This window comes from Streptomyces sp. NPDC028910, assembly GCF_055564955.1.
The window spans coordinates 196,578-217,049 of the sequence record NZ_JBVHVF010000008.1 but is presented as its reverse complement, the minus strand read 5'-3'; the positions used below and the strand labels follow the sequence as shown (position 1 = coordinate 217,049).

Genomic DNA, 20,472 nt, shown 5'->3' with positions numbered 1-20,472 from the left:
TTATGGCCTCATAGGAAGATGGCCTCTGCCGCCCGCTCCCACCTGGGACGACGCTGGATCCATGGCCACCACCCTCGTGCGACCCCGCACCCTCACCGAGCCCGCGCCCCGCGCCCACAAGGCCCCCGCGCTCCGGCACCTCGGCCCCAACTGGTACGCCTCCGTCATGGGCACGGCGATCATCGCCAACGCCGGCGCCACCCTCCCGTACCAGCTCCCCGGCCAGCGCGTCGCCTGCCAGCTCGTCTGGGCGCTGTCCGCCGCCGTCCTCGCCGTCCTGCTCACCGCCCGCGCCGGCCACTGGCTCCACCACCGCGACCAGGCCCGCGCCCACCTCCTCGATCCCGCCGTCGCCCCCTTCTACGGCTGCCTCTCGATGGCGCTGCTGGCCGTGGGCGCCGGGACCCTCATCGTCGGCAAGGACCTCATCGGGACCGGCGCGGCCGTCGCCGTGGACGCCGCCCTCTTCACCGCCGGCACCGCGATAGGCCTGGTCATGGCCGTGGTCGTGCCCTACCTGATGGTCGTACGCCACAAGGTCGAGCCCCGCCAGGCCACCCCCGTCTGGCTGCTCCCCCTGGTCGCCCCGATGGTCTCCGCCGCCGTGGGCCCGCTGCTGATCCCCCACCTGCCGGCCGGCCAGCCCCGCGAGGCCCTGCTGCTCGCCTGCTACGCCATGTTCGGCATCAGCCTGCTCGCCACCCTGCTGATGCTCCCCCTGATCTTCGGCCGGCTGATCGTCGGTGGCCCCCTCCCCCTGGCCCTGACGCCCACGCTCTTCCTGGTCCTCGGCCCCCTGGGCCAGTCCACCACCGCCGTGAACCAGCTCGCCGACGTCGCCCACCAGTCGATCGGCGCCCCCTACGCCGGAGCGCTGAGCGCCTTCGCCGTCGTCTACGGGGTCCCCGTGATGGGCTTCGCGCTGCTCTGGCTGGCCCTCGCCGCGGCCATGCTGCTCCGGGCGGCCCGTCACGGCATGGGTTTCGCCATGACCTGGTGGGCGCTGACCTTTCCCCTCGGCACCTGCGTCACCGGCGCCACCGGCCTGGCCCACCACACCGGCCTGACGGCCTTCGCCTGGCTCGCCACCGCGCTCTTCCTCGCGCTGGTGACCGCCTGGCTGCTGGCGGCCGCCCGCACCCTGCACGGCCTGTCCACGGGCCGCCTCCTGTCCGCTCCCCGCTGAGCCGTCTCGTACGGGGCTTGTCACACCTATCGAATCTCGATAGATTTCCATCGTTGCTCGACCGAGGGAGAGATGATGGGAAAGCTGACAGTGCTCGCGCTGCGCGCCGTGCTGGTGGTGCTGCTGGCCGGCTCGGTGTTCGTGCAGGCGGTGATGGTGCCGCTGCTGGCCATCGACATGCGGGAGCTCACCGCCGAGGTCGCGCACCTGCGCACCCCGGTCCTCGTGATCACGGTCCTCGGTGTCGTCGCGGCCCAGGTGGTCCTGGTCTGCGTATGGCGGCTGGTGACGATGGTGCGCCGCGGAACGGTCTTCTCCCACGCCGCCTTCCGGTACGTGGACGTCGTGATCGGCGCGTTCGTGGCGGCCGCCCTCCTGGTGTTCGCGTTCGCGGTGGTCCTGGCGCCGGGCGAGGCCGTCGCCCCGGGCGTGGTCCTGCTGATCTGCGGGGTCGTCGTGGCGGTCCTCGGGGTCGCGCTCATCGTGCTCGTGCTGCGGATGCTGCTCGCCCAGGCGGCGCGGATGCAGGCCGAGCTGGACGAGGTGATCTGATGCCGATCGCCGTCGACATCGACGTGATGCTGGCGAGGCGGAAGATGTCCGTGGGCGAGCTGGCCGAACGCGTCGGGATCACCCCCGCCAACCTGGCGGTCCTCAAGAACGGCCGCGCCAAGGCGGTGCGCTTCGCGACGCTCGCGGCGCTGTGCGAGGCCCTCGAATGCCAGCCGGGAGACCTACTGCGATGGGAGGCCGACGCCCCCGCGGACGGCTGACCCGGCCGCAGGCCGCAGGCCGCTCCTCCGGACAGGGCCTACGCGGCCTCTCGCAGGGATTTGGCCAGAACCGCGGCGGCCTCGGTCAGCGAGGGCCCGTACCAGGTGAGGTGGCGCCCGCTGACCAGCGCGGCGGGCAGCCCCGGGAAGGCCTCCGGCCCGTCCTCGGCCGAGAAGCGGTACGGCTCGTCCGGAAGCACCACCAGATCGCAGCCGCCGGCGGCGAGCTCCTCCACCGGCACCCGCGGATACCGCTCGCGGTGCCCGGCGTACACGTTGCGGACCCCCAGCCGTGCCAGCAGGTCCCCCGCGAAGGTGTCCCGCCCCAGCACCATCCACGGCCGTCGCCACACCGGCACGAAGGCGGTGAGCGCACCGACCGGCTCCACCCGGGCCCACGCGGCCTCGGCGTCCGCCAGCCACCCCGGCCTCGCCAGCCCCAGCGCCCCCACGAGCACCCGGTCCAGCTCCCGCAGCGCCTGCGGCAGGTCCCGTACCTCGGTGACCAGCACCTCCACCCCGGCCGCGCGCAGCGCCGCCAGGTCCGGGGCCCGGTTCTCCTCCTCGTTGGCGATCACCAGGTCCGGGCGGAGCCCGGCGATCTTCCGTACGTCGGGGTTCTTCGTCCCCCCGATCCGCACCGCGCTCCCCAGGTCCTTGGGGTGCGTGCACCAGTCCGTGACCCCGACCAGCAGCCCCGGCGCGCTCACGGCCACCGCCTCGGTCAGCGACGGGACCAGCGACACGACCCGACGCACGCCGCTCAGCGCCCCGGCGACGGGGGTTCGGACGTCGCGTGGATGTGGTCGCCCACCGCGACCACCAGGATCCGGGTGTCCTCGGTGACGGCCCGCCAGCGGTGGCGCACGCCCCCCGACAGGAACAGCGCGTCGCCGCTCTCCAGCCGGTACGCCCGCCCCTCCGCCTCCACCTGGCAGGCGCCCTCGACCACGTACATCAGCTCGTCGTTGCGGTGCTGGTACTCGCGTCCGGCGTCCTGGTCCCCCGTGAATTCCAGCGCGTGCAGCTGGTGGTGACCGCGTACGAGGGCCCGTACGCCCGGGGCCGGGGTCAGCCCGGACTCGTCTCCGGCCCGTACGAGGGCCACCGTGCGCGCGGTGTCGGAAGCGGCCAGCAGTTCGACGGCCGTGGTCTCCAGCGCGTCCGCGACCCGCTCCAGGGACCGCATGCTGGGCCGGGCCCGCTCGTTCTCTATCTGACTCAGGAAGGGCACCGACAGACCGCTGCGCGCCGACACGGCGGCCAGCGTGAGGTGCAGCGCGCGGCGCCGCTTGCGCACGGCCACGCCCACCCGCAGCGGTTCCTTGCCGTCCTTGTCCTTGCTCTTGTCGTCCCTGTCGTCCAGCTTGCCGCTCAGGCCGTCAGTGCCGTCCGTGCCGTCCCTGTCGTTCATGTCGGGGCTGCCCTCCCCATATCTGTCGCACATCGGTGTGCTGTAAGCACCTTACGCAGCAACCGCCTCCGGTTTCGCGTGCACGGCCCTTCCCGTGCCCGTCCGCTCACTGTCCGTGGCGGCCCGCCGGCCGTCTCCGGCGCGGCCCCGGGGGTGTCCCGGCGGCCGAGACACCCCCGGGACGCGTTGCGGCATCATCGACTCCGTGACGACACGACGCCTGATGCTCCTGGACACCGCCTCCCTCTACTTCCGCGCCTACTTCGGTGTGCCGGATTCCGTGAAGGCCCCTGACGGCACCCCGGTCAACGCCGTGCGCGGGCTGCTGGACTTCATCGGCCGGCTCGTCCAGGACCACCGGCCGGACGATCTGGTGGCGTGCATGGACGCCGACTGGCGGCCGCACTGGCGGGTGGAGCTGATCCCCTCGTACAAGGCCCATCGGGTGGCGCGCGAGCACGAGACCGGCCCCGACCTGGAGGAGATCCCGGACACGCTCGCCCCGCAGGTGCCGATCATCGAGACGGCGCTGGACGCCTTCGGCATCGCCCGGGTGGGGGTCGCCGGATACGAGGCGGACGACGTGATCGGTACGCTCACCGCGCGCGCCACCGGCCCGGTGGACATCGTCACCGGTGACCGGGACCTGTACCAGCTGGTCGACGACGCCCGGCAGCGGCGGGTGCTGTACCCCCTGAAGGGCGTGGGCAGCCTGCAGGTGACGGACGAGGCGTGGCTGCGGGAGAAGTACGGGGTTGACGGCCCCGGGTACGCGGACCTGGCGCTGCTGCGCGGCGACCCGAGCGACGGCCTGCCGGGCGTTCCCGGCATCGGCGAGAAGACGGCGGCCAAGCTCCTCGACGCCTACGGCTCCCTGGCCGGGATCGTCGCGGCGATCGACGACCCGAAGTCGAAGCTGACCCTCACCCAGCGCAAGCGGCTGGACGAGTCCCGGCCGTATCTGGCGGTGGCACCGAAGGTGGTCCAGGTGGCCTCGGACGTCCCGCTGCCGCCGTTCGACCCGGCCCTGCCGGCGGCCCCGGCACAACCGGAACTGGTCGACGCACTAGCCCATCGGTGGGGTCTGGGGGGAGCAGTCACTCGCCTGAGCAGTGCGCTGCGCCACTGAGGTGCTAACTTAGGTAAGGCTAAGTTTCAGGGGAGTCAGGGGAGACACCGTGGCAGAAGGACGCGCCCGCACCGTCGGCACCGCAGTCGTCGTACGCACCGAGCGGCTCTCACCGCACATGGTGCGGCTCGTGCTGGGCGGTGAGGGCCTGGCGGACTTCGGTGCGGGCGAGTTCACCGACCACTACATCAAGATCCTCTTCTCCCCGGAGGGCGTCACCTACCCCGCGCCGTGGAACCTGGAGCAGATCCGCGCCGAGTTCCCGCGCGCGCAGTGGCCGCGCCAGCGCGCGTACACCGTACGGAACTGGGACCCGGCGCACCTGGAGCTGACCCTCGACTTCGTCGTCCACGGCGACGAGGGCCTGGCCGGCCCGTGGGCGGCCCGGGTCCAGCCGGGTGAGCTCGTCCGCTTCCTCGGCCCGGGCGGGGCGTACGCCCCGGACCCGGTGGCCGGCTGGCACCTGCTGGTCGGCGACGAGAGCGCGCTGCCGGCCATCGCCGCGGCGATGGAGCGGATGCCGGCGGGCGCCGTGGTCCACGCCATCGTGGAGATCGACGGCCCGGCCGACGAACTGAAGATCGCCACCCCCGCCGGCGTCGTCCCGGTCTGGCTCCACCGCGCCGGCCGCCCGATCGGCGAGGCCCTGGTGGAGGCGGTCACCTCCCTGGAATTCCCCTCCACCGACGTCCACGCCTTCGTCCACGGCGAGGCCGGCTTCGTCAAGGACCTGCGCCGCCACCTGCGCCTGGAGCGCGGCATCCCGCGCGAACGCCTGTCGATCTCGGGCTACTGGCGCCTGGGCGAGACGGACGAGGGCTGGCGCGCGATCAAGCGCGACTGGAACGCGGCGATCGAAGCCGAACAGGACCGCGCCGCGGCCGCGTAGCCTCCTGCCGCCGTCGCCCTGGGGCTCCGCCCCCAACCCCGCGCCTCAAACGCCGGCGAGGCTGGTTTCGGCTGATGCCGTCCGCCATTGCCCCCGCCCTACGGTCTGGCTTGCCCGCCGCACCACCCAGCCCTACCCGGCCCAATCCAGCCCCGCCGGCGTTCGAGGCGCGGGGTCCGGGGCAACGCCCCGGCAACAACGCCGCACCGTGCCTCCGCCCGCGCGGGGACCGCGCACCGGCGGGACAATGGACGCATGCGTACGCTCCGCGCAATCGGGGCAGCCGGGACCGCCGTGCTGCTGGCCACGGGAGCGGCCAGCGCCGCCCCCTCCCCGCCCCCCGCGCCGAAACCGCAGATCACCGACGAGGCCGTCGACAAGGCCGTCGCCCACCTCGACCAGGACATCGCGAACCTGATGCGCCGCACCGGCGTCCCCGGCGTCTCCGTGGCCGTCGTCCACGACGACGAGGTCGTCCACATCAAGGGCTACGGCATCCGCCGTACCGGCGAGACCGCGAAGGTCGACCCGGACACGGTCTTCCAGGTCGCCTCCGTCTCCAAGCCGATCTCCTCCACCATCGTGGCCGGCGCCGTCACCGAGCCCGGCGAGTGGGGCCGCCACACCGCGCTCCCCGGGTTCTCCCTGAAGGACCCCTGGGTCTCCGGTCACGTGACGACCGCCGACCTGTTCTCCCACCGCAGCGGCCTCCCCGACCACGCCGGTGACCTCCTCGAAGACCTCGGCTACGACCAGGCGTACATCCTGGACCACCTCCGCTTCGAGCCCCTCACCCCGTTCCGCGCGAGCTACGCCTACACCAACTTCGGCCTCACCGCCGCCGCCGAGGCCGTGGCCCGCGCCAAGGGCACCAGCTGGCAGAAGCTCTCCGAGGACGTCCTGTTCAAGCCCGCCGGAATGACCAGCAGCAGCACCGAGTTCTCCGCGTTCGAGCGAGCCCCGAACCACGCGGCCACCCACGTGAAGAACCCGGACGGCACCTGGAGCCCCCGCTTCGTCCGCAACCCCGACGCCCAGGCGCCGGCCGGCGGGGTCAGCTCCTCCGCCCGCGACATGTCCCGCTGGCTGCGGCTCCAGCTCGCCGACGGCACCCTCGATGAGAAGCGCATCATCCCGGCCGACACCCTCGCCGCCACCCACTTCCCGCAGATCCTGTCGCAGCCGCCCACCCCGCCCGCCAACCGCACCGGCTTCTACGGCCTGGGCTGGAACGTCTCCTACGACAGCGCGGGCCGGCTGCGCCTGAGCCATTCCGGCGGCTTCGAACTCGGCGCCAACACCAACGTCACCATGCTCCCGCTGGAAAAGCTCGGCATCGTCGTCCTCACCAACGGCGCGCCGGTCGGCGTCGCCGACACCGTCGCCCTGAACTTCTTCGACTTCGCCGAGCACGGCAAGGCCACCACCGACTGGCTCCCCCTGATCTCGACCCTGTACGAGCAGGAGCTCAATGTGGGCCGCTCCCCCACCGACTACGCCCACCCGCCCGCCGGAGCCAAGCCGGCCCAGGACAGCGCCGCGTACACCGGCACCTACGACAACCCCTACTACGGCAAGGCCACCGTGACCGCCGACGACAAGGGCGCGCTCACCCTCTCCCTCGGCCCGAAGCCCCAGCGCTATCCGCTCACGCACTACGACGGCGACACCTTCAGCTTCGAGACGAGGGGCGAGAACGCGATCGGCCGCACCGGGGTGTTCTTCACCGACGGCACCTTCCGCGTCGAGTACCTCGACGCCAACCGCCTGGGCACCTTCACCGAGCAGTAGCCGCATAGCCTGTCCCCGAGATGAGACGCAGAGCCCAGTCACCCCCCTCGCCCCTCCCCCAGGTCGCCGGCATCGACCCGGTCCGGCTGCGCCTGCCACCGGACCCGGACGGAACGTGGACGGATCTCGGCGGCTACCTCGCCGCGCGCTACGCCGGCACCCGCGGCGCCGGGTCCATCGCGCACCTGCTTGCCGCCGGCCGGGTCCTCGGCCCCGGCGGGCGGGTCCTGCACGCGACGGATCCGTACGAGCCGGGCGCCTACCTGTGGTTCCACCGGGACATGGAGCCCGAGCCGCCCGTGCCCTTCCCGATCTCCGTCGTCCACCGCGACGCGCACCTGCTGGTGGTGGACAAGCCGCACTTCCTGGCGACCACCCCGCGCGGCAGCCACATCACCGAGACCGCCCTGGCCCGGCTCCGCGAGGAGCTGGACCTGCCCGCGCTCAGCCCGGCGCACCGCCTGGACCGGCTGACGGCGGGACTGGTGATGTTCAGCATCCGGCCCGAGGACCGCGGCGCGTACCAGCTCCTCTTCCAGCGGCGCGAGGTACACAAGGAGTACGAGGCCCTCGCGGCCCACGATCCGGGGCTCGACCTGCCCCGCACGGTCCGCAGCCGGATCGAGAAGGCCCGCGGGGTCATCGCGGCGACCGAGGTGCCCGGCGGCTCGCCCAACGCCGAGAGTCTGATCGAACTCACCGACACCGAGGGCGGCTTGGGACGCTACCGGCTGACCCCGCACACCGGCCGCACCCATCAGCTGAGGGTGCACATGAACCGTCTGGGCCTGCCCATCCTCGGCGACCCGGTGTATCCGCACGTCACAGATCCGGCCCCGGACGACTACCGCCGGCCCCTCCAACTCCTGGCCCGGGTCCTGGCGTTCACCGACCCGGTCACCGGGGCCGTGCACCGCTTCGAGAGCGCCCGCACCCTCCAGGCCTGGCACGACCGCGCCGGCTGGGAGGCCGGCACGGGCACTCAGCCGTCCGGTCGCCCGGACACCCCCTAGTCGTCGCGAAGGCCGACGCCCGCGATCCGCAGCGCCGCGTCGGCGGTGGCCTCCGCGAAGGCCGCCACCGGGCGGGCCGGAGCGGAGCGGTGGATCAGCATGACGCCCTCGATCAGCCCGAAGACCAGGTCGTTGCGCAGCGCCAGCCCCGCCCGGTCGGCGGCCAGTTCGGCGCCGACGCAGGTCCCGTCGAGCAACACCCGGTAGGCGTCCTTGAGGTCCGCGCGCATCCGGCGGAACTGCGTGAAGCGGGGGCCGCCCACCTCGGGCAGCAGGTAGAGCGCCCCCAGGTTGTACGGGCCCCCGCACAGCAGCAGCACGTCGGAGCGGCACAGCTCCCACAGCCGCCGCGCGGCGGGCCGCCGGACATCGGCGAGCAACTGCCGGGCCAGCACCAGCGAGGGTGCGACCGTGGACTCCAGCAGCTCGGCGAGGAGTTCCTCCTTGCCGCCGAAGTAGTGGTACATCGTGGCCTGGCGCATTCCGGCCCGTTGGGCGACCGCCCGCGTGGTGGTCGCCGCGTATCCCTGAACGGTGAACAACTCGGCCGCCGCGCAGAGGAGTTCCTCACGCGGCGGCCGGCCGCTCTCCGGTCTCAGCTGGTCGGCGCGCGGCCGACCGACCCGTCTCGGCCCTTCGTCTGCTCCGCCACTCATGAACCGATCGTCGCACAAAGCACGCCGATTCGATCATGGCAAGAGGTCAGATCAAGCCAGCCCTTCTTTTGGAGGAAGATCCAAAAGGCTCTAGCCGACCGAGCTGTAGGCCACTACACCCCGAAGCAGTGCGTCCACGGCCTTGCGGGCGTTTCGCGCCACCGTGCTCCCGCTGTCGCCGGAGGCCGAAGGGGCCGCCGCCGCGATCTGCCCCAGCACGTCGATGACCTGCTTGCACCAGCGCACGAAGTCGCCCGCCGGCATCTCCGCCTCGCGCAGCACCTCGTCCAGGCTCTTGTCGGAGGCCCACTGGTACGCCGCCCACGCGAAGCCGAGGTCCGGCTCGCGCTGGCCCACGCCCTCCGCCTGGTTGATGCGGTGCTCCTCCTCCAGCGCGTCGAGCCGGCCCCAGATGCGGACCATCTCGGCCAGCGCCTCCTTCGCCGCGCCACCGGGCACCTTCGGCGCCACCGCGTCGTCGGACTGCCGCGCCTCGAACACCAACGCCGAAACGCAGGCGGCCAGTTCGGCCGGGCTCAGACCCTCCCAGATCCTGGCGCGCAGGCACTCGGAGGCCAGCAGGTCGAGCTCCCCGTACAGCCGGGCGAGCCGCTTGCCGTGCACGGTGACCTCGTCCTCGCGCAGGTAGTCCAGCTCGGTCAGCAGTGCGTGGATCCGGTCGAAAGTGCGGGCGATGGTGTTCGTCCGGCCCTCGATCCGCCGCTCCAGCTGCACGGTGTCCCGCTTGAGCCGGTGGTAGCGCTCCGCCCACCGGGCGTGGTCCTCGCGCTCGTCGCAGCCGTGGCAGGGATGCGCCCGCAGCGCGGCCCGCAGCCGGGCGATCTCGCGGTCGTCGGCCGCCGCGGCCCGGCCGCGGCCCCGCCGCTCGGGCGCGATGTGCCCGGCCTTGGTCCGCAGCTGGGACGCCAGGTCCCGACGGGACTGCGGCGAGCGCGCGTTGAAGGTCTTGGGGATCCGCATCCGGTCGAGGGCCTCCACCGGAACCGGGAAGTCGATCGAGGCGAGCCGTTTGACCTGCCGCTCGGCGGTGAGCACCAGCGGACGCGGACCCTCCGCGTACTCGTACCCGCGGTGCCCGTTGACCCGCCCGGCCGGCACACCCGGGTCCAGGACCAGCGCGAGCCCGGCGAACTTGCCCGTCGGCACGTGGATGATGTCGCCCGGCTTCAGCTTCTCCAGCGAACTGGCCGCCTGCACCCGCCGCTGGGCCGCACCCTGCTTGGCCAGCTCCGTCTCACGGTCCTTGAGGTCGCGGCGCAGCTGCGCGTACTCCTCGAAGTTCCCCAGGTGGCAGGTCATGCCCTCCTGGTAGCCCTGCAGCCCCTCCTCGTTGCGCTGCACCTGCCGGGAGATCCCGACGACCGAGCGGTCCGCCTGGAACTGCGCGAAGGAGGTCTCCAGCAGCTCGCGCGAGCGGTGCCGCCCGAACTGGCTGACCAGGTTCACGGCCATGTTGTACGAGGGCTTGAAGCTGGAGCGCAGCGGATACGTACGGGTACCCGCCAGCCCGGCGAGCCCCACCGGGTCCATGCCCCGCTGCCAGAGCACCACCGCGTGGCCCTCGATGTCGATGCCGCGCCGCCCGGCCCGGCCGGTCAGCTGCGTGTACTCGCCGGGGGTGATGTCGGCGTGCTGCTCACCGTTCCACTTGACCAGCTTCTCCAGGATCACCGTGCGCGCGGGCATGTTGATGCCCAGCGCCAGGGTCTCGGTGGCGAAGACGGCCTTCACCAGACCGCGTACGAACAGCTCCTCCACCACCTCCTTGAAGGTGGGCAGCATGCCCGCGTGGTGCGCGGCGATGCCCCGCTCCAGGCCTTCGAGCCACTCGTAGTACCCCAGGACGTGCAGGTCCTCGGCGGGGATGGTCGCGGTGCGCGCCTCGACGATCTCGCGGACCTTCAGGCGCGCGGATTCGTCATTGAGCCGCAGGCCCGCGTACAGGCACTGCTGGACCGCGGCCTCGCAGCCGGCCCGGCTGAAGATGAAGTTGATGGCGGGCAGCAGCCCGTCGTTGTCGAGGCGGGCGATCACCTCGGGGCGGGACGGGGTCCAGATCCGGCCGCGGGAGCGCCGCTCGCGCTCGCGGTCGGCCTCGCGGAGCATCCTGCCGCGCCGCCGGTCCTTCGGGATGTAGGTGCGGCTGTTCTCCTCGCGCGCCATGCGCAGCAGGTCGGGATTGACCTCCCGGCGCGCGGAGCCGCGGCCTCCGTGGTCGGACTCCTCCTCGAAGAGGTCGTAGATCCGGCGGCCGGCCATGACGTGCTGCCACAGCGGTACGGGCCGCTCCTCGGAGACGATCACCTCGGTGTCCCCGCGCACGGTGTCCAGCCAGTCGCCGAACTCCTCGGCGTTGGACACGGTCGCCGACAGTGACACCAGGGTCACCGATTCGGGCAGGTGGATGATCACTTCTTCCCAGACGGCTCCGCGGAACCGGTCGGAGAGGTAGTGGACCTCGTCCATCACGACGTAGCCGAGGCCCAGCAGCGACTGCGAGCCCGCGTACAGCATGTTGCGGAGCACCTCGGTGGTCATCACGACCACCGGCGCCTCGGCATTCACACTGTTGTCGCCGGTCAGCAGGCCCACCTTGTCGGCGCCGTAGCGCTTGACGAGGTCGGCGTACTTCTGGTTCGACAGCGCCTTGATCGGCGTCGTGTAGAAGCACTTGCGGCCCTGCTGGAAGCCCAGGTGCACGGCGAACTCGCCGACGATCGTCTTGCCCGAGCCGGTCGGGGCGGCGACGAGGACGCCCTTGCCCGCCTCCAGTGCCTTGCAGGCCTCGACCTGGTACGGGTCCAGATCGAATTCGTACAGCTCGCGGAAGGGGGCCAGGGCGGTGGCCTCTTCGGCGGCGCGGATCCGGGCAGCGGCGTACCGCTCGGCGGGTGAGAGTTCTTCGGTCATCTTGTTTCGAGCCTACCCGCCACCTCTGACAACAGTCGCGATCATTTAAGTGAGCGGCCGGACCGCCCCCGGCACCCACCGCGCGGTCACCGGAAGCCTCCCCGGCGGCTCGCCGTCCTGGCGGCGCCGGTCAGGTCGCGTCGTCGTAACCGTTGATCCGCCCGCGTCCGCCGTCGGCCTGTCCGGGGAGCGCGGCGGGAGCCGGGACCGGGTCCAGCTCACCGATCTTCGACGGGGTGAGGTCCAGCTCGGAGGCCTCGTCGTCGTCCAGCGCCGCGTCGGGGTCGTTGCGCCGCCGCCTGCGGTCGTTGACCAGGCAGACGCCGAGCGCGATGAAGTAGAGGGCCACGATCGGGACGGCCAGCGACAGCATGGTCAGCGGGTCACCGGTGGGCGTCGCGAACGCGGAGAAGACGGTGATGCCGAGGACCATGGCACGCCACCAGCCCCCCAGCCGCTTCGCGGTGAGCACACCGGTGATGTTGAGCAGGATCAGCAGCAGCGGCAGCTCGAAGGCCAGGCCGAAGACCACGACCATGCGCGTGATCAGGTCGAGGTAGTCGTCGACCGGCAGCAGGTTGCGGGCGTGGTCGGGGGTGAAGTCGAGCAGGACCATCGCGGTCTGCGGGAGGATCTTGTACGCGAGCACCGCGCCGGCGGCGAAGAGCGGCGCGCCGACCGCGACGAAGCTCATCGCGTACTTCTTCTCGTGGCTGTGCAGGCCGGGGGCGGTGAAGGCCCACAGCTGGTAGAGCCACACCGGTGCGGAGAGCACCACACCGGCGGTGAGCGAGACCTTGAGGGCGATCGAGAACGGCGCGATCAGGCCGTTCACGGTCATGTCGGCGCAGGGACGGCCGTTGCGCTGCGAGACCACCCCGTCGGTACAGCCCACGGAGTCCAGCATCGGCTTCAGCATGAAGTCGATGAGGTCCTTGTAGAAGAAGGCCGACACGATGGTGATCAGGAGGATCGCCAGGACCGACTTCAGCAGACGGTTTCTCAGCTCACGCAGGTGCTCGACAAGAGGCATCCGCCCTTCGGCGTCCTTGTCCGCTTTCCCCTGCTTGCGGGCAGACTTGAGCAACCCACGTCCCTTGTCTCGTTACAGATGACTGGCGTGTACGGCGGGTCTCAGCCCTGGGCGGTGCGGTTCGGCTCGCTGACCGGCCGGGAGCTGCTGACGTCACCGGGCGCGGCCTGGATGGTGCGCGGGGCGACGGGCTGCTGCGCGGACTGGTCCGCGGCGGTGGCGGCGGTGGACGCGTCCTCGGACTCGCCGTCCTTCTTCATGGCCTTGGCCTCGCTCTTGAGGATGCGGGCCGACTTGCCCAGCGAGCGGGCCATGTCCGGGAGCTTCTTGGCGCCGAACAGCAGGATGATGACTCCGAGAATGACGAAGATTTCCCAACCCCTGAGGTTGCCGAACATAGGTATCTTCCTTTTCTCCGAGGTTCGCAGCACACCGGACGGGCGCCAAGGACTGTGTCTACCGAGGATCGTAACCCCAGGGGGTTAACGCCCGGCAATCCCCGGGCGACTCCCCGCTTGCGTCCGGGCCGGTTACGGCCGCACGCCGCGACCCGCCCGGGCCAGGTCGGCGGCCGCCCGCTCCAGGTCCCCCGAGGCGTCGGTGATCCGGCGGCTCGCCTGCGCGACCTGGGCGGCGAGTCTGCGCACCTCCACGTGGACCCGCACGGACAGGACCCCGAGCACGGCGACTGCGAGGAACCCCAGGGCAATTGCGAACATCGGCCACAGCATGGACCGAGCCTAGGCCACCGGCCGCCTCAGATGCTGCGCAGGGTGCTCACGCCACCGCCGGTCAGCAGTTCCACGATGCGCTCACCGGCTGGTTTGCGTACGGCGGCGCCGCATTCGGGACAGGTGAAGGAGTAGAAGGTGGTCCGCCGGCTGCCGCCGATGGCCAGCCGCAGGGCGCCCGCGTCGAGCTCGAAGCGGGCGCGGCAGTCGGGACAGGAGGCCTTGAAGGCGACGGGCCCGGACGTTGGCGACATCGACCGCGTTCCCCTCAGACCTTTTCCCCGTATCCCGCGAGTGCCTCCCGCGCGGCCCTGCGCGCGCTGTCCGCCAGCTCCGCGGGGGCCACGATGCGCCCCTCGCGGCCCAGCCGCAGCGCGAGCCGGCGCAGCGAGGCCGGGTCCGGGCTGCGCAGGGTGATCCGCAGGCCGCCCCCGGCCAGTTCCTCCGCGCTGTCGTGCGGGTAGTACTCGGCGACCCAGCGCCCGCCCGGACCCACCTCGACCACGACCTCCGGGTCCTCGGCGGCCGGCTGGACCAGCCCCTCGGACAGGTCGCGCGGCTCGATGGCGGGCGGCTCGGCCCGCTCGTCCAGCAGCCGGATCTCCGCGACCCGGTCGAGGCGGAAGGTGCGCCGGGCCTCGGAGAGGTGGCACCACCCCTCCATGTACGTGTGCCCCACCGCGAAGAGCCGGATCGGGTCGACCTTGCGCTCGGTGAGCTCGTCCCGCGCGGGCGAGTAGTAGCGCAGCCACAGCCGCCGGCGCTCCGCGATGGCCCGGTCGACGTCGGCGAAGACCCCGCCCTCGGACTCGAAGGTCACCGACAGCCGGGAGCTGGCCCCGGCCGCCTCCCCCGCGGCCGCCTCCAGTTTGGCGGTGGCCCGCAGCAGGGCGTCCCGGTCGCTCTCGCGCAGCCCGGGCAGCGTCGCCACCGCGCGCGCCGCGACCAGCAGCGCGGTCGCCTCGTCGGCCGCCAGCCGCAGCGGCTCGGCGGTGGACTCCCCCGAGGCGTCGGGATTGCGCCACCAAATGCGCTCCCCGTCGGTGTCGATGTCGAGCAGGTCCCCGCCCCGGAAGCTGGTCCCGCACATGGGCAGCACGTCGAGGTCCGAGATCAGCTCGTCCTCGGTGATGCCGAAGGCGCGCGCGACGTCGGCGACGTGCGCACCGGGGCGCTCGCGCAGGTACGTCACCAGGGACAGCATCCGGCGGGTCTGGTCGATGGCGTTGGCAGCCATGCTGGTACGTCTCCCCCTCAGGGCACGGGCACGTCTTGGATGTCGCGATGTCTCAATGGTGCCGCCGCCGGAAGGTGCGGCGGCGGCGGTCCGGCGGCGCGGCCCGTCGACCCCGGATCGAACCCCCGGGTCGAACCCGGATCGAACCCCCGGGTCGAACCCGGGCGGGCCCCGGGGCCGGGCCCCGGCCGGGCTCCCCTCAGGCCCCGGCGACGGCCCGCAGCCGGTCCACCACGTCCGCCCGGAGGTCGGCGGGCCCGACCACGACGACGTCGGGCCCGAACTCCACCAGCCAGGCGTCCAGCCCGTGCCCGTACGGGATCTCCAGCTCGTCCCAGCCGTCCCCGCCCTCACGCACCGCGGTGGCCTTGGCCCGCAGCGGGTACCCCGCCCCGGCACGCAGCCGGATCAGTGCGGAACGGTCCGCGCTCTCCCCGGCCCAGCTCGCCACGGTCTCCCGTACGGTCACCACGTCGGGCACCTCGGCGGTGTACTTGCCCACCCGGGAGCGGACCTTTCCGGTGATCCGCGAGAGCCGGAACACCCGCTCCGCCCCGCGGTCGCGGTCGTAACCGGCCAGGTACCAGTGGCCGCGCCAGCACTCCAGCGCCCAGGGCTCCACCTGACGGGTCTCGGGCCGGGCGGCGGTGGACTTGCGGTAGTCGAAGACCACCGGCCGGCGGTCGCGGCAGGCCAGCATCAGCGGCTCGAACGCCGCCTCGTGGACCGGGATGCGCGGCTCGATGGCGCTGTGCTGTCCCTCGTACGGGTCCCCCGCCTCGGGCATCCCGCCCGCGCGCAGCTTCTGCAGGGCGCCGCTGGCGGCTCCCGCGAGGCGCGCCTGCTGCCAGACCTTGGCCGCCAGCCCCAGGGCGGCGGCCTCCTCGGCGTCCAGGGAGACGGGAGGCAGCCGGTTGCTGTCCCGGCGGGCCAGGTAGCCGGTCTCGCCCTCCAGGTTCTCCACCGTCTCGATGACCAGGCCCAGTTCGCGCAGATCGTCCTTGTCCCGCTCGAACATGCGGTTGAAGGACTCGTCGTTGCCGGCCTCCATGTACGCCTCGATGGAACCGCGCAACTCGCGCTTGCTGAGCGGCCGGCGGGTCCCCAGCAGACACAGCGCCAGATTCATCAGCCGCTCGGCCTTGGCAATCGCCATCGACGCCCTTCCGCCCTTCTCCGCGTACACATCCGTCGCACCGTCACACGCGCCGCGACCGCTACGGCGGAGGACGGACCCGTGACCGTTGACCGTACCGCCCCGGCGCGCCCGGGCAAAAGCGAGGGGCCCCCGCCGGACGGCGGGGGCCCCTCTTGTGATCACGGATGTCCGGATCAGCCGACCTTGACCAGGTCGCAGACGAAGATCAGCGTCTCGCCCGGGGCGATCGCGCCGCCCGCGCCGCGGTCACCGTAGGCCAGGTGCGCAGGGATCGTCAGCTTGCGACGGCCGCCGACCTTCATGCCCTGGACGCCCTGGTCCCAGCCGGAGATGACCTGGCCGACACCGAGCTGGAACTGCAGCGCGGAGCCGCGGTTCCAGGAGGCGTCGAACTCCTCGCCGGTGGAGAAGGCCACGCCCACGTAGTGGACGGAGACCCGGTCGCCCTTCTTGGCCTCCGCGCCGTCGCCGACCCAGATGTCCTCGATCTGGAGGTCCTTGGGGGCTTCGCCCTCGGGGAAGTCGATCTCGGGCTTCTCGAGCTTGTCGCTCACGGAACTGCTCCTCATACGTACGAATCGGTCAACCGGAACAGTCTTACATCACCGCGAGGATGTCGAGGCTGAAGACCAGCGTCGACTTCGCCGGGATGGTGCCCTGCTCCTTGTCACCGAACGCCATGTCCGGCGGGATGACCAGCAGGATGCGGCTGCCGGCCTTCTTGCCGATCATGCCGTCCTTCAGGCCCTGGACCGAGAGCTGCTCCAGCGGCCAGGTCACCGTCTGATCGGTGCCGTACGTGCTCTCGAAGGACTTGTCGTCCTTCCACGTCTTGCCGTTGAACTTGACCACGACCTTGTCGGTGTCCTTCACCGCCGGGCCGTCGCCCTCCAGGATGTAGTTCGACACCAGCTTGGCCGGCTCGGCCGTGTCCTTCGGGACGGTCACGGAGACTTCCTTGCCGTCCGTGTTCGTGCCGACCTTGGGCAGGTCCTTGTTGTCCTGGGCGACTTCCTTGCCCGTGGCCGAGGCCGGGACGGTGGCACCCTTGACGATGTCCACGACGAAGACCAGCGTGGCGTTCGGCTTGATCTTCGGGGGCGAACCCTGCTCGCCGTAGCCGAGCTCCGGCGGGATCACCAGCTCGACACGGCTGCCGATCTTCTGGCCCTCCAGGCCCTGGTCCCAGCCCTTGATGACGGCGCCGGCCCCGATGGTCAGGTCGAACGGCGCGGGCTTGCCGAAGCTCTGGTCGAACGGCTCCTTGCCGTCCCACACCTGGCCGAGGTAGTTGACCTGCGCGAGGTCGCCCTTCTTCAGCACCTGCCCGGCGCCCTCGCTGATGGTCACCACCTTCAGCTCCTTGGGCGGCCCGCCCTTCCCCTTCGACAGGGTGGGGGTCTCCCCGAACTTGGCACCCTTGGTGATCGCGGGCACCCCGTTCTTCATCTGGGCGGAGTCGGAGCCGCTGTCGTCGCCACAGGCTGCTGTCGTCAGCAGCAGAAGGGGTACGACAAGCAGGCCGGCAAGTCGGCGCACGGGTTCCTCAGATCTCAGACGGCAAGGCGGTCGCCCGCCACTCTAAGCCGTGCACAGGGCCCCGTACGAGAGACGTACGGGGCCCCGGTGACGAGTGCGACGTCACACCGCGCTCCTACATGCCCGCGATCAGCTTCTCCACCCGGTCGTCCACCGACCGGAACGGGTCCTTGCACAGCACCGTCCGCTGCGCCTGATCATTGAGCTTCAGGTGCACCCAGTCGACCGTGAAGTCCCGCCGCTGCTCCTGCGCCCGGCGGATGAAGTCGCCGCGCAGCCGCGCCCGCGTCGTCTGCGGGGGCACCGATTTGCCCTCGAAGATCTTCAGGTCGTTGCAGATCCGCGCCGCCTGCCCCTTGCGCTCCAGCAGGTAGTACAGACCGCGCCGGCGATGGATGTCGTGATACGCGAGGTCTATCTGAGCCACCCGCGGATTCGACATGGTCATGTTGTGCTTGGCCCGGTACCGCTCGATCAGCTGGTACTTCATGACCCAGTCGATCTCGGTCCCGATCCGGTCCAGGTCCTGCTCATCGATCGCGTCGAGCGTGCGGCCCCACAGCTCCAGCACCTGGTCCACCACGCCGGTACGGATCCCCCGGCGCTCGGCGAAGTCCACCGCCTTGTCGTAGTACTCCCGCTGGATCTCCAGCGCCGAGGCCTCCCGGCCGCTCGCCAGGCGCACCTTGCGCTGACCCGTGGTGTCGTGGCTGACCTCGCGGATCGCCCGGATCGGATTCTCCAGGGTGAGGTCCCGCATCACCGTGCCCGCCTCGATCATGCGCAGCACCAGGTCGGTGGCCCCGACCTTGAGCAGCATGGTCGTCTCGGACATGTTCGAGTCGCCCACGATCACGTGCAGCCGGCGGTAGCGCTCGGCGTCCGCGTGCGGCTCGTCCCGGGTGTTGATGATCGGCCGCGAGCGCGTCGTGGCGGAACTGACGCCCTCCCAGATGTGCTCGGCCCGCTGGCTCACGCAGTAGACCGCACCCCGCGGGGTCTGCAGCACCTTGCCGGCGCCGCAGATCAGCTGCCGCGTGACAAGGAACGGAATGAGAATGTCCGCCAGGCGGGAGAATTCCCCGTGCCGGGCCACCAGGTAGTTCTCGTGGCAGCCGTACGAGTTGCCCGCCGAGTCGGTGTTGTTCTTGAAGAGGTAGACGTCGCCCGCGATTCCCTCCTCGTGCAGGCGGCGTTCGGCGTCGACGAGCAGTCCTTCGAGAATGCGCTCGCCTGCTTTGTCGTGGGTGACCAGTTCGGTCACGTTGTCGCATTCGGGAGTTGCATATTCCGGATGCGAACCCACGTCGAGGTAGAGGCGGGCGCCGTTCCGCAGGAAGACATTGCTGCTGCGGCCCCATGACACAACACGGCGGAAGAGGTAGCGCGCCACTTCGTCAGGAGACAGTCGGCGCTGTCCCCTGAACGTGCACGTGACGCCGTACTCGTTCTCCAGCCCGAAAATGCGGCGGTCCATGACTGAACATTACGCCTTCTGCCCTCTTCTGAAACCGGGTTCGGGAGCGCCGTTTCGATCAGTTCGGACGAGCGGCCGAAGAACACGCCCACGGACGGGCCGCCGAGCCCGTCCGACACGCCCACGGATCAGCCAGCCGACGGCGCCCCGGACGGCACGTCGCGGGAACCGCCCGGCACTCCCCCGGACGAACCAGCCACCGCACGGCTCGGACCGGCAGTCGCCAGCACCCGCTGAGTGACCATCAGAACCAGCAGCGCCGCGCCGCCCGCGACACTCGCCACACCGAAACCCGCCGCCGTACCACCCAGCTCCACCGCCGGACCGGCGACGGCCGTGCCGATGGCCGCCCCCACCCCGAAGAAGGTCACCAGCCACGAGAACGCCTCCGTCACCGTGCCCGCCGGAGCGTGCCGGTCCACCACGATGAACGCACACGCCAGCGCGGGCGCCAGGAACACACCGGAGAGCGCCGCCAGGGCCGTCATCGCCACCGGCTCCGGAGTCAGCATCAACGGCAGGTAACAGAGCGCGAGCAACGCCACCAGCATCCGCAGCCGCCGCTCGGGCGCACCCGCCCACTGCCGGGCCCCGTAGACCACACCACCGATCAGCGCGCCCAGCCCGAGCGCCGCCATCAGCCAGCCGTACACGGCCTGGTTCCCGTGATCGTCCGCGTACGCCACACCAGCCACCGTGATCGAGCCCAGCGCCGTACCCACGAAGAAGAAGGCACCCAGCAGCGCCAGCAGCCCCCGCGACCGCAGGGCGCCCAGCCAGTGGGCCTCCCGCGGCGCCGAACGCCACGTACGGGACGGCTCGCTGACCACCACCGAGAGGGCGCCCAGCACCCCGACCGCGTTGATGGCCAGCAGCGCCCCGGCCGGCGACCACAGCGCCACGAACAGCGTCACCAGCAGCGGACCGACGGTGAACATGACCTCCTGCGCCACCGCGTCCATCGCGTACGCGGCGTGCACCTTCTCCTCCCGGCCCCCCAGCACGCCCGGCCACAGAGCCCGCAGCCCGCCCTCCAGAGGGGGCGTGAAGAGCCCGGCGACCACCACCGCGGCATACGCGGCCACCGCCGACCCCGTGCCCACCAGCGCCAGCCACACCATCCCGAGCGCGGAGAGGACCGCCGCCGGCAGCTGGACCCGCGGCTGCCCGAACAGGTCCACCGCCCGGCCGAGCAGCGGCTGCCCCACCGCGTTGGCCAGCCCGTACGCGGCGGCCAGCGCCCCCGCGAGGCTGTAGCTGCCGCCCTCGGCGCGCGTGAACAGCACGATCGCGATCGGAGCGGTCGCGTTCGGCAGCCGCCCTATGAGCGTGCCCACCAGCAGCCTCGCGGCATGCCGGGTCCCGAGCAGCTCCGCGTATCCCGCGGCCATGTGCGCCCCCTTCAGCCCCGAACCCGCCGGGGTAATACGTATAACGTGACGGGTCATACGTACCATGGCCACAGTCCAGCGGTCCACCCCGCACACACCCCCACCACCGCCGACCTCGCACTT

The 20,472-nt window shown here is 71.6% G+C and carries 21 protein-coding genes; 7 read left to right on the top strand and 14 right to left on the bottom strand.

All coding sequences use genetic code 11. The annotated features are described in order from the left end of the window. Window positions 1-61: 61 nt before the first annotated feature. The 3 genes from ACZ4TV_RS13770 to ACZ4TV_RS13760 all read left to right on the top strand — a co-directional run bounded on the left by ACZ4TV_RS13770 (window position 62) and on the right by ACZ4TV_RS13760 (window position 1,959). Window positions 62-1,186 (top strand): TDT family transporter, encoded by a 1,125-nt coding sequence (locus ACZ4TV_RS13770; RefSeq protein WP_468134065.1) that lies wholly within the window; start codon window positions 62-64, stop codon window positions 1,184-1,186. 75 nt (window positions 1,187-1,261) lie between these two features. Further along, the gene (locus ACZ4TV_RS13765) at window positions 1,262-1,738 is read left to right on the top strand and encodes a DUF2975 domain-containing protein (protein ID WP_468134063.1); all 477 of its coding nucleotides are present in this window, start codon (window positions 1,262-1,264) and stop codon (window positions 1,736-1,738) included. Beyond that, on the top strand, window positions 1,738-1,959 hold the full coding sequence (locus ACZ4TV_RS13760; protein ID WP_468134061.1) for a helix-turn-helix domain-containing protein: 222 nt from the start codon (window positions 1,738-1,740) through the stop codon (window positions 1,957-1,959). The genes ACZ4TV_RS13765 and ACZ4TV_RS13760 overlap by 1 nt, the downstream gene beginning before the upstream one ends. A 38-nt stretch (window positions 1,960-1,997) precedes the next feature. Here ACZ4TV_RS13760 and ACZ4TV_RS13755 read toward each other — a convergent pair whose 3' ends face one another. Both ACZ4TV_RS13755 and ACZ4TV_RS13750 read right to left on the bottom strand, forming a co-directional pair. Continuing rightward, a complete protein-coding gene (locus ACZ4TV_RS13755) occupies window positions 1,998-2,726 on the bottom strand; it encodes a helical backbone metal receptor (protein ID WP_468134123.1) in 729 nt (242 codons plus the stop codon). Next, on the bottom strand, window positions 2,723-3,373 hold the full coding sequence (locus ACZ4TV_RS13750) for a helix-turn-helix domain-containing protein (RefSeq protein ID WP_468134059.1): 651 nt from the start codon (window positions 3,371-3,373) through the stop codon (window positions 2,723-2,725). The genes ACZ4TV_RS13755 and ACZ4TV_RS13750 overlap by 4 nt, the downstream gene beginning before the upstream one ends. 223 nt (window positions 3,374-3,596) lie before the next feature. Here ACZ4TV_RS13750 and ACZ4TV_RS13745 point away from each other — a divergent pair, with 223 nt between their 5' ends. From ACZ4TV_RS13745 to ACZ4TV_RS13730, 4 genes are all read left to right on the top strand, one after another. After that, window positions 3,597-4,502: a 5'-3' exonuclease gene (locus ACZ4TV_RS13745; protein ID WP_468134121.1), complete on the top strand. Its 906-nt coding sequence runs from the start codon at window positions 3,597-3,599 to the stop codon at window positions 4,500-4,502. A 49-nt stretch (window positions 4,503-4,551) separates the two neighbouring features. Beyond that, the gene (locus ACZ4TV_RS13740) at window positions 4,552-5,391 is read left to right on the top strand and encodes a siderophore-interacting protein (RefSeq protein WP_468134057.1); all 840 of its coding nucleotides are present in this window, start codon (window positions 4,552-4,554) and stop codon (window positions 5,389-5,391) included. A gap of 255 nt (window positions 5,392-5,646) precedes the next feature. Then, window positions 5,647-7,182 (top strand): serine hydrolase, encoded by a 1,536-nt coding sequence (locus ACZ4TV_RS13735; protein ID WP_468134055.1) that lies wholly within the window; start codon window positions 5,647-5,649, stop codon window positions 7,180-7,182. A gap of 20 nt (window positions 7,183-7,202) precedes the next feature. Beyond that, a complete protein-coding gene (locus tag ACZ4TV_RS13730) occupies window positions 7,203-8,195 on the top strand; it encodes an RluA family pseudouridine synthase (protein ID WP_468134053.1) in 993 nt (330 codons plus the stop codon). Here the strand turns inward: ACZ4TV_RS13730 and ACZ4TV_RS13725 are convergent. The 12 genes from ACZ4TV_RS13725 to ACZ4TV_RS13670 form a co-directional block, all read right to left on the bottom strand. After that, complete coding sequence (locus ACZ4TV_RS13725) at window positions 8,192-8,851, bottom strand: TetR/AcrR family transcriptional regulator (protein ID WP_468134051.1); 660 nt, start codon at window positions 8,849-8,851, stop codon at window positions 8,192-8,194. The genes ACZ4TV_RS13730 and ACZ4TV_RS13725 overlap by 4 nt on opposite strands. Window positions 8,852-8,941: 90 nt before the next feature. Beyond that, on the bottom strand, window positions 8,942-11,782 hold the full coding sequence (locus tag ACZ4TV_RS13720; protein WP_468134049.1) for a DEAD/DEAH box helicase: 2,841 nt from the start codon (window positions 11,780-11,782) through the stop codon (window positions 8,942-8,944). 130 nt (window positions 11,783-11,912) lie between these two features. After that, window positions 11,913-12,869 carry a twin-arginine translocase subunit TatC gene (gene tatC, locus ACZ4TV_RS13715; protein WP_468134047.1) on the bottom strand — a complete coding sequence of 319 codons (957 nt, stop codon included), beginning with the start codon at window positions 12,867-12,869 and terminating at the stop codon, window positions 11,913-11,915. 47 nt (window positions 12,870-12,916) lie between these two features. Further along, window positions 12,917-13,213, bottom strand: coding sequence for a Sec-independent protein translocase subunit TatA (tatA, locus tag ACZ4TV_RS13710; protein WP_468134045.1), 297 nt, complete (start codon window positions 13,211-13,213; stop codon window positions 12,917-12,919). Window positions 13,214-13,345: 132 nt separating this feature from the next. Then, the gene (locus ACZ4TV_RS13705) at window positions 13,346-13,546 is read right to left on the bottom strand and encodes a hypothetical protein (RefSeq protein WP_468134043.1); all 201 of its coding nucleotides are present in this window, start codon (window positions 13,544-13,546) and stop codon (window positions 13,346-13,348) included. 26 nt (window positions 13,547-13,572) lie between these two features. Further along, window positions 13,573-13,800: a CpXC domain-containing protein gene (locus ACZ4TV_RS13700; RefSeq protein WP_030011077.1), complete on the bottom strand. Its 228-nt coding sequence runs from the start codon at window positions 13,798-13,800 to the stop codon at window positions 13,573-13,575. Between the two features lie 14 nt (window positions 13,801-13,814). Continuing rightward, window positions 13,815-14,783, bottom strand: coding sequence for a helix-turn-helix transcriptional regulator (locus ACZ4TV_RS13695; protein WP_468134040.1), 969 nt, complete (start codon window positions 14,781-14,783; stop codon window positions 13,815-13,817). A 199-nt stretch (window positions 14,784-14,982) separates the two neighbouring features. Then, window positions 14,983-15,939 carry a helix-turn-helix transcriptional regulator gene (locus ACZ4TV_RS13690; RefSeq protein WP_468134038.1) on the bottom strand — a complete coding sequence of 319 codons (957 nt, stop codon included), beginning with the start codon at window positions 15,937-15,939 and terminating at the stop codon, window positions 14,983-14,985. 176 nt (window positions 15,940-16,115) lie between these two features. Beyond that, the gene (locus ACZ4TV_RS13685; RefSeq protein ID WP_468134036.1) at window positions 16,116-16,511 is read right to left on the bottom strand and encodes an FKBP-type peptidyl-prolyl cis-trans isomerase; all 396 of its coding nucleotides are present in this window, start codon (window positions 16,509-16,511) and stop codon (window positions 16,116-16,118) included. 28 nt (window positions 16,512-16,539) lie between these two features. Next, complete coding sequence (locus ACZ4TV_RS13680; protein ID WP_468134034.1) at window positions 16,540-17,481, bottom strand: FKBP-type peptidyl-prolyl cis-trans isomerase; 942 nt, start codon at window positions 17,479-17,481, stop codon at window positions 16,540-16,542. A 115-nt stretch (window positions 17,482-17,596) separates the two neighbouring features. After that, a complete protein-coding gene (pafA, locus tag ACZ4TV_RS13675) occupies window positions 17,597-18,958 on the bottom strand; it encodes a Pup--protein ligase (protein WP_468134032.1) in 1,362 nt (453 codons plus the stop codon). 128 nt (window positions 18,959-19,086) lie between these two features. Next, window positions 19,087-20,349, bottom strand: coding sequence for an MFS transporter (locus ACZ4TV_RS13670; protein ID WP_468134030.1), 1,263 nt, complete (start codon window positions 20,347-20,349; stop codon window positions 19,087-19,089). Between the last annotated feature and the right edge of the window lie 123 nt (window positions 20,350-20,472).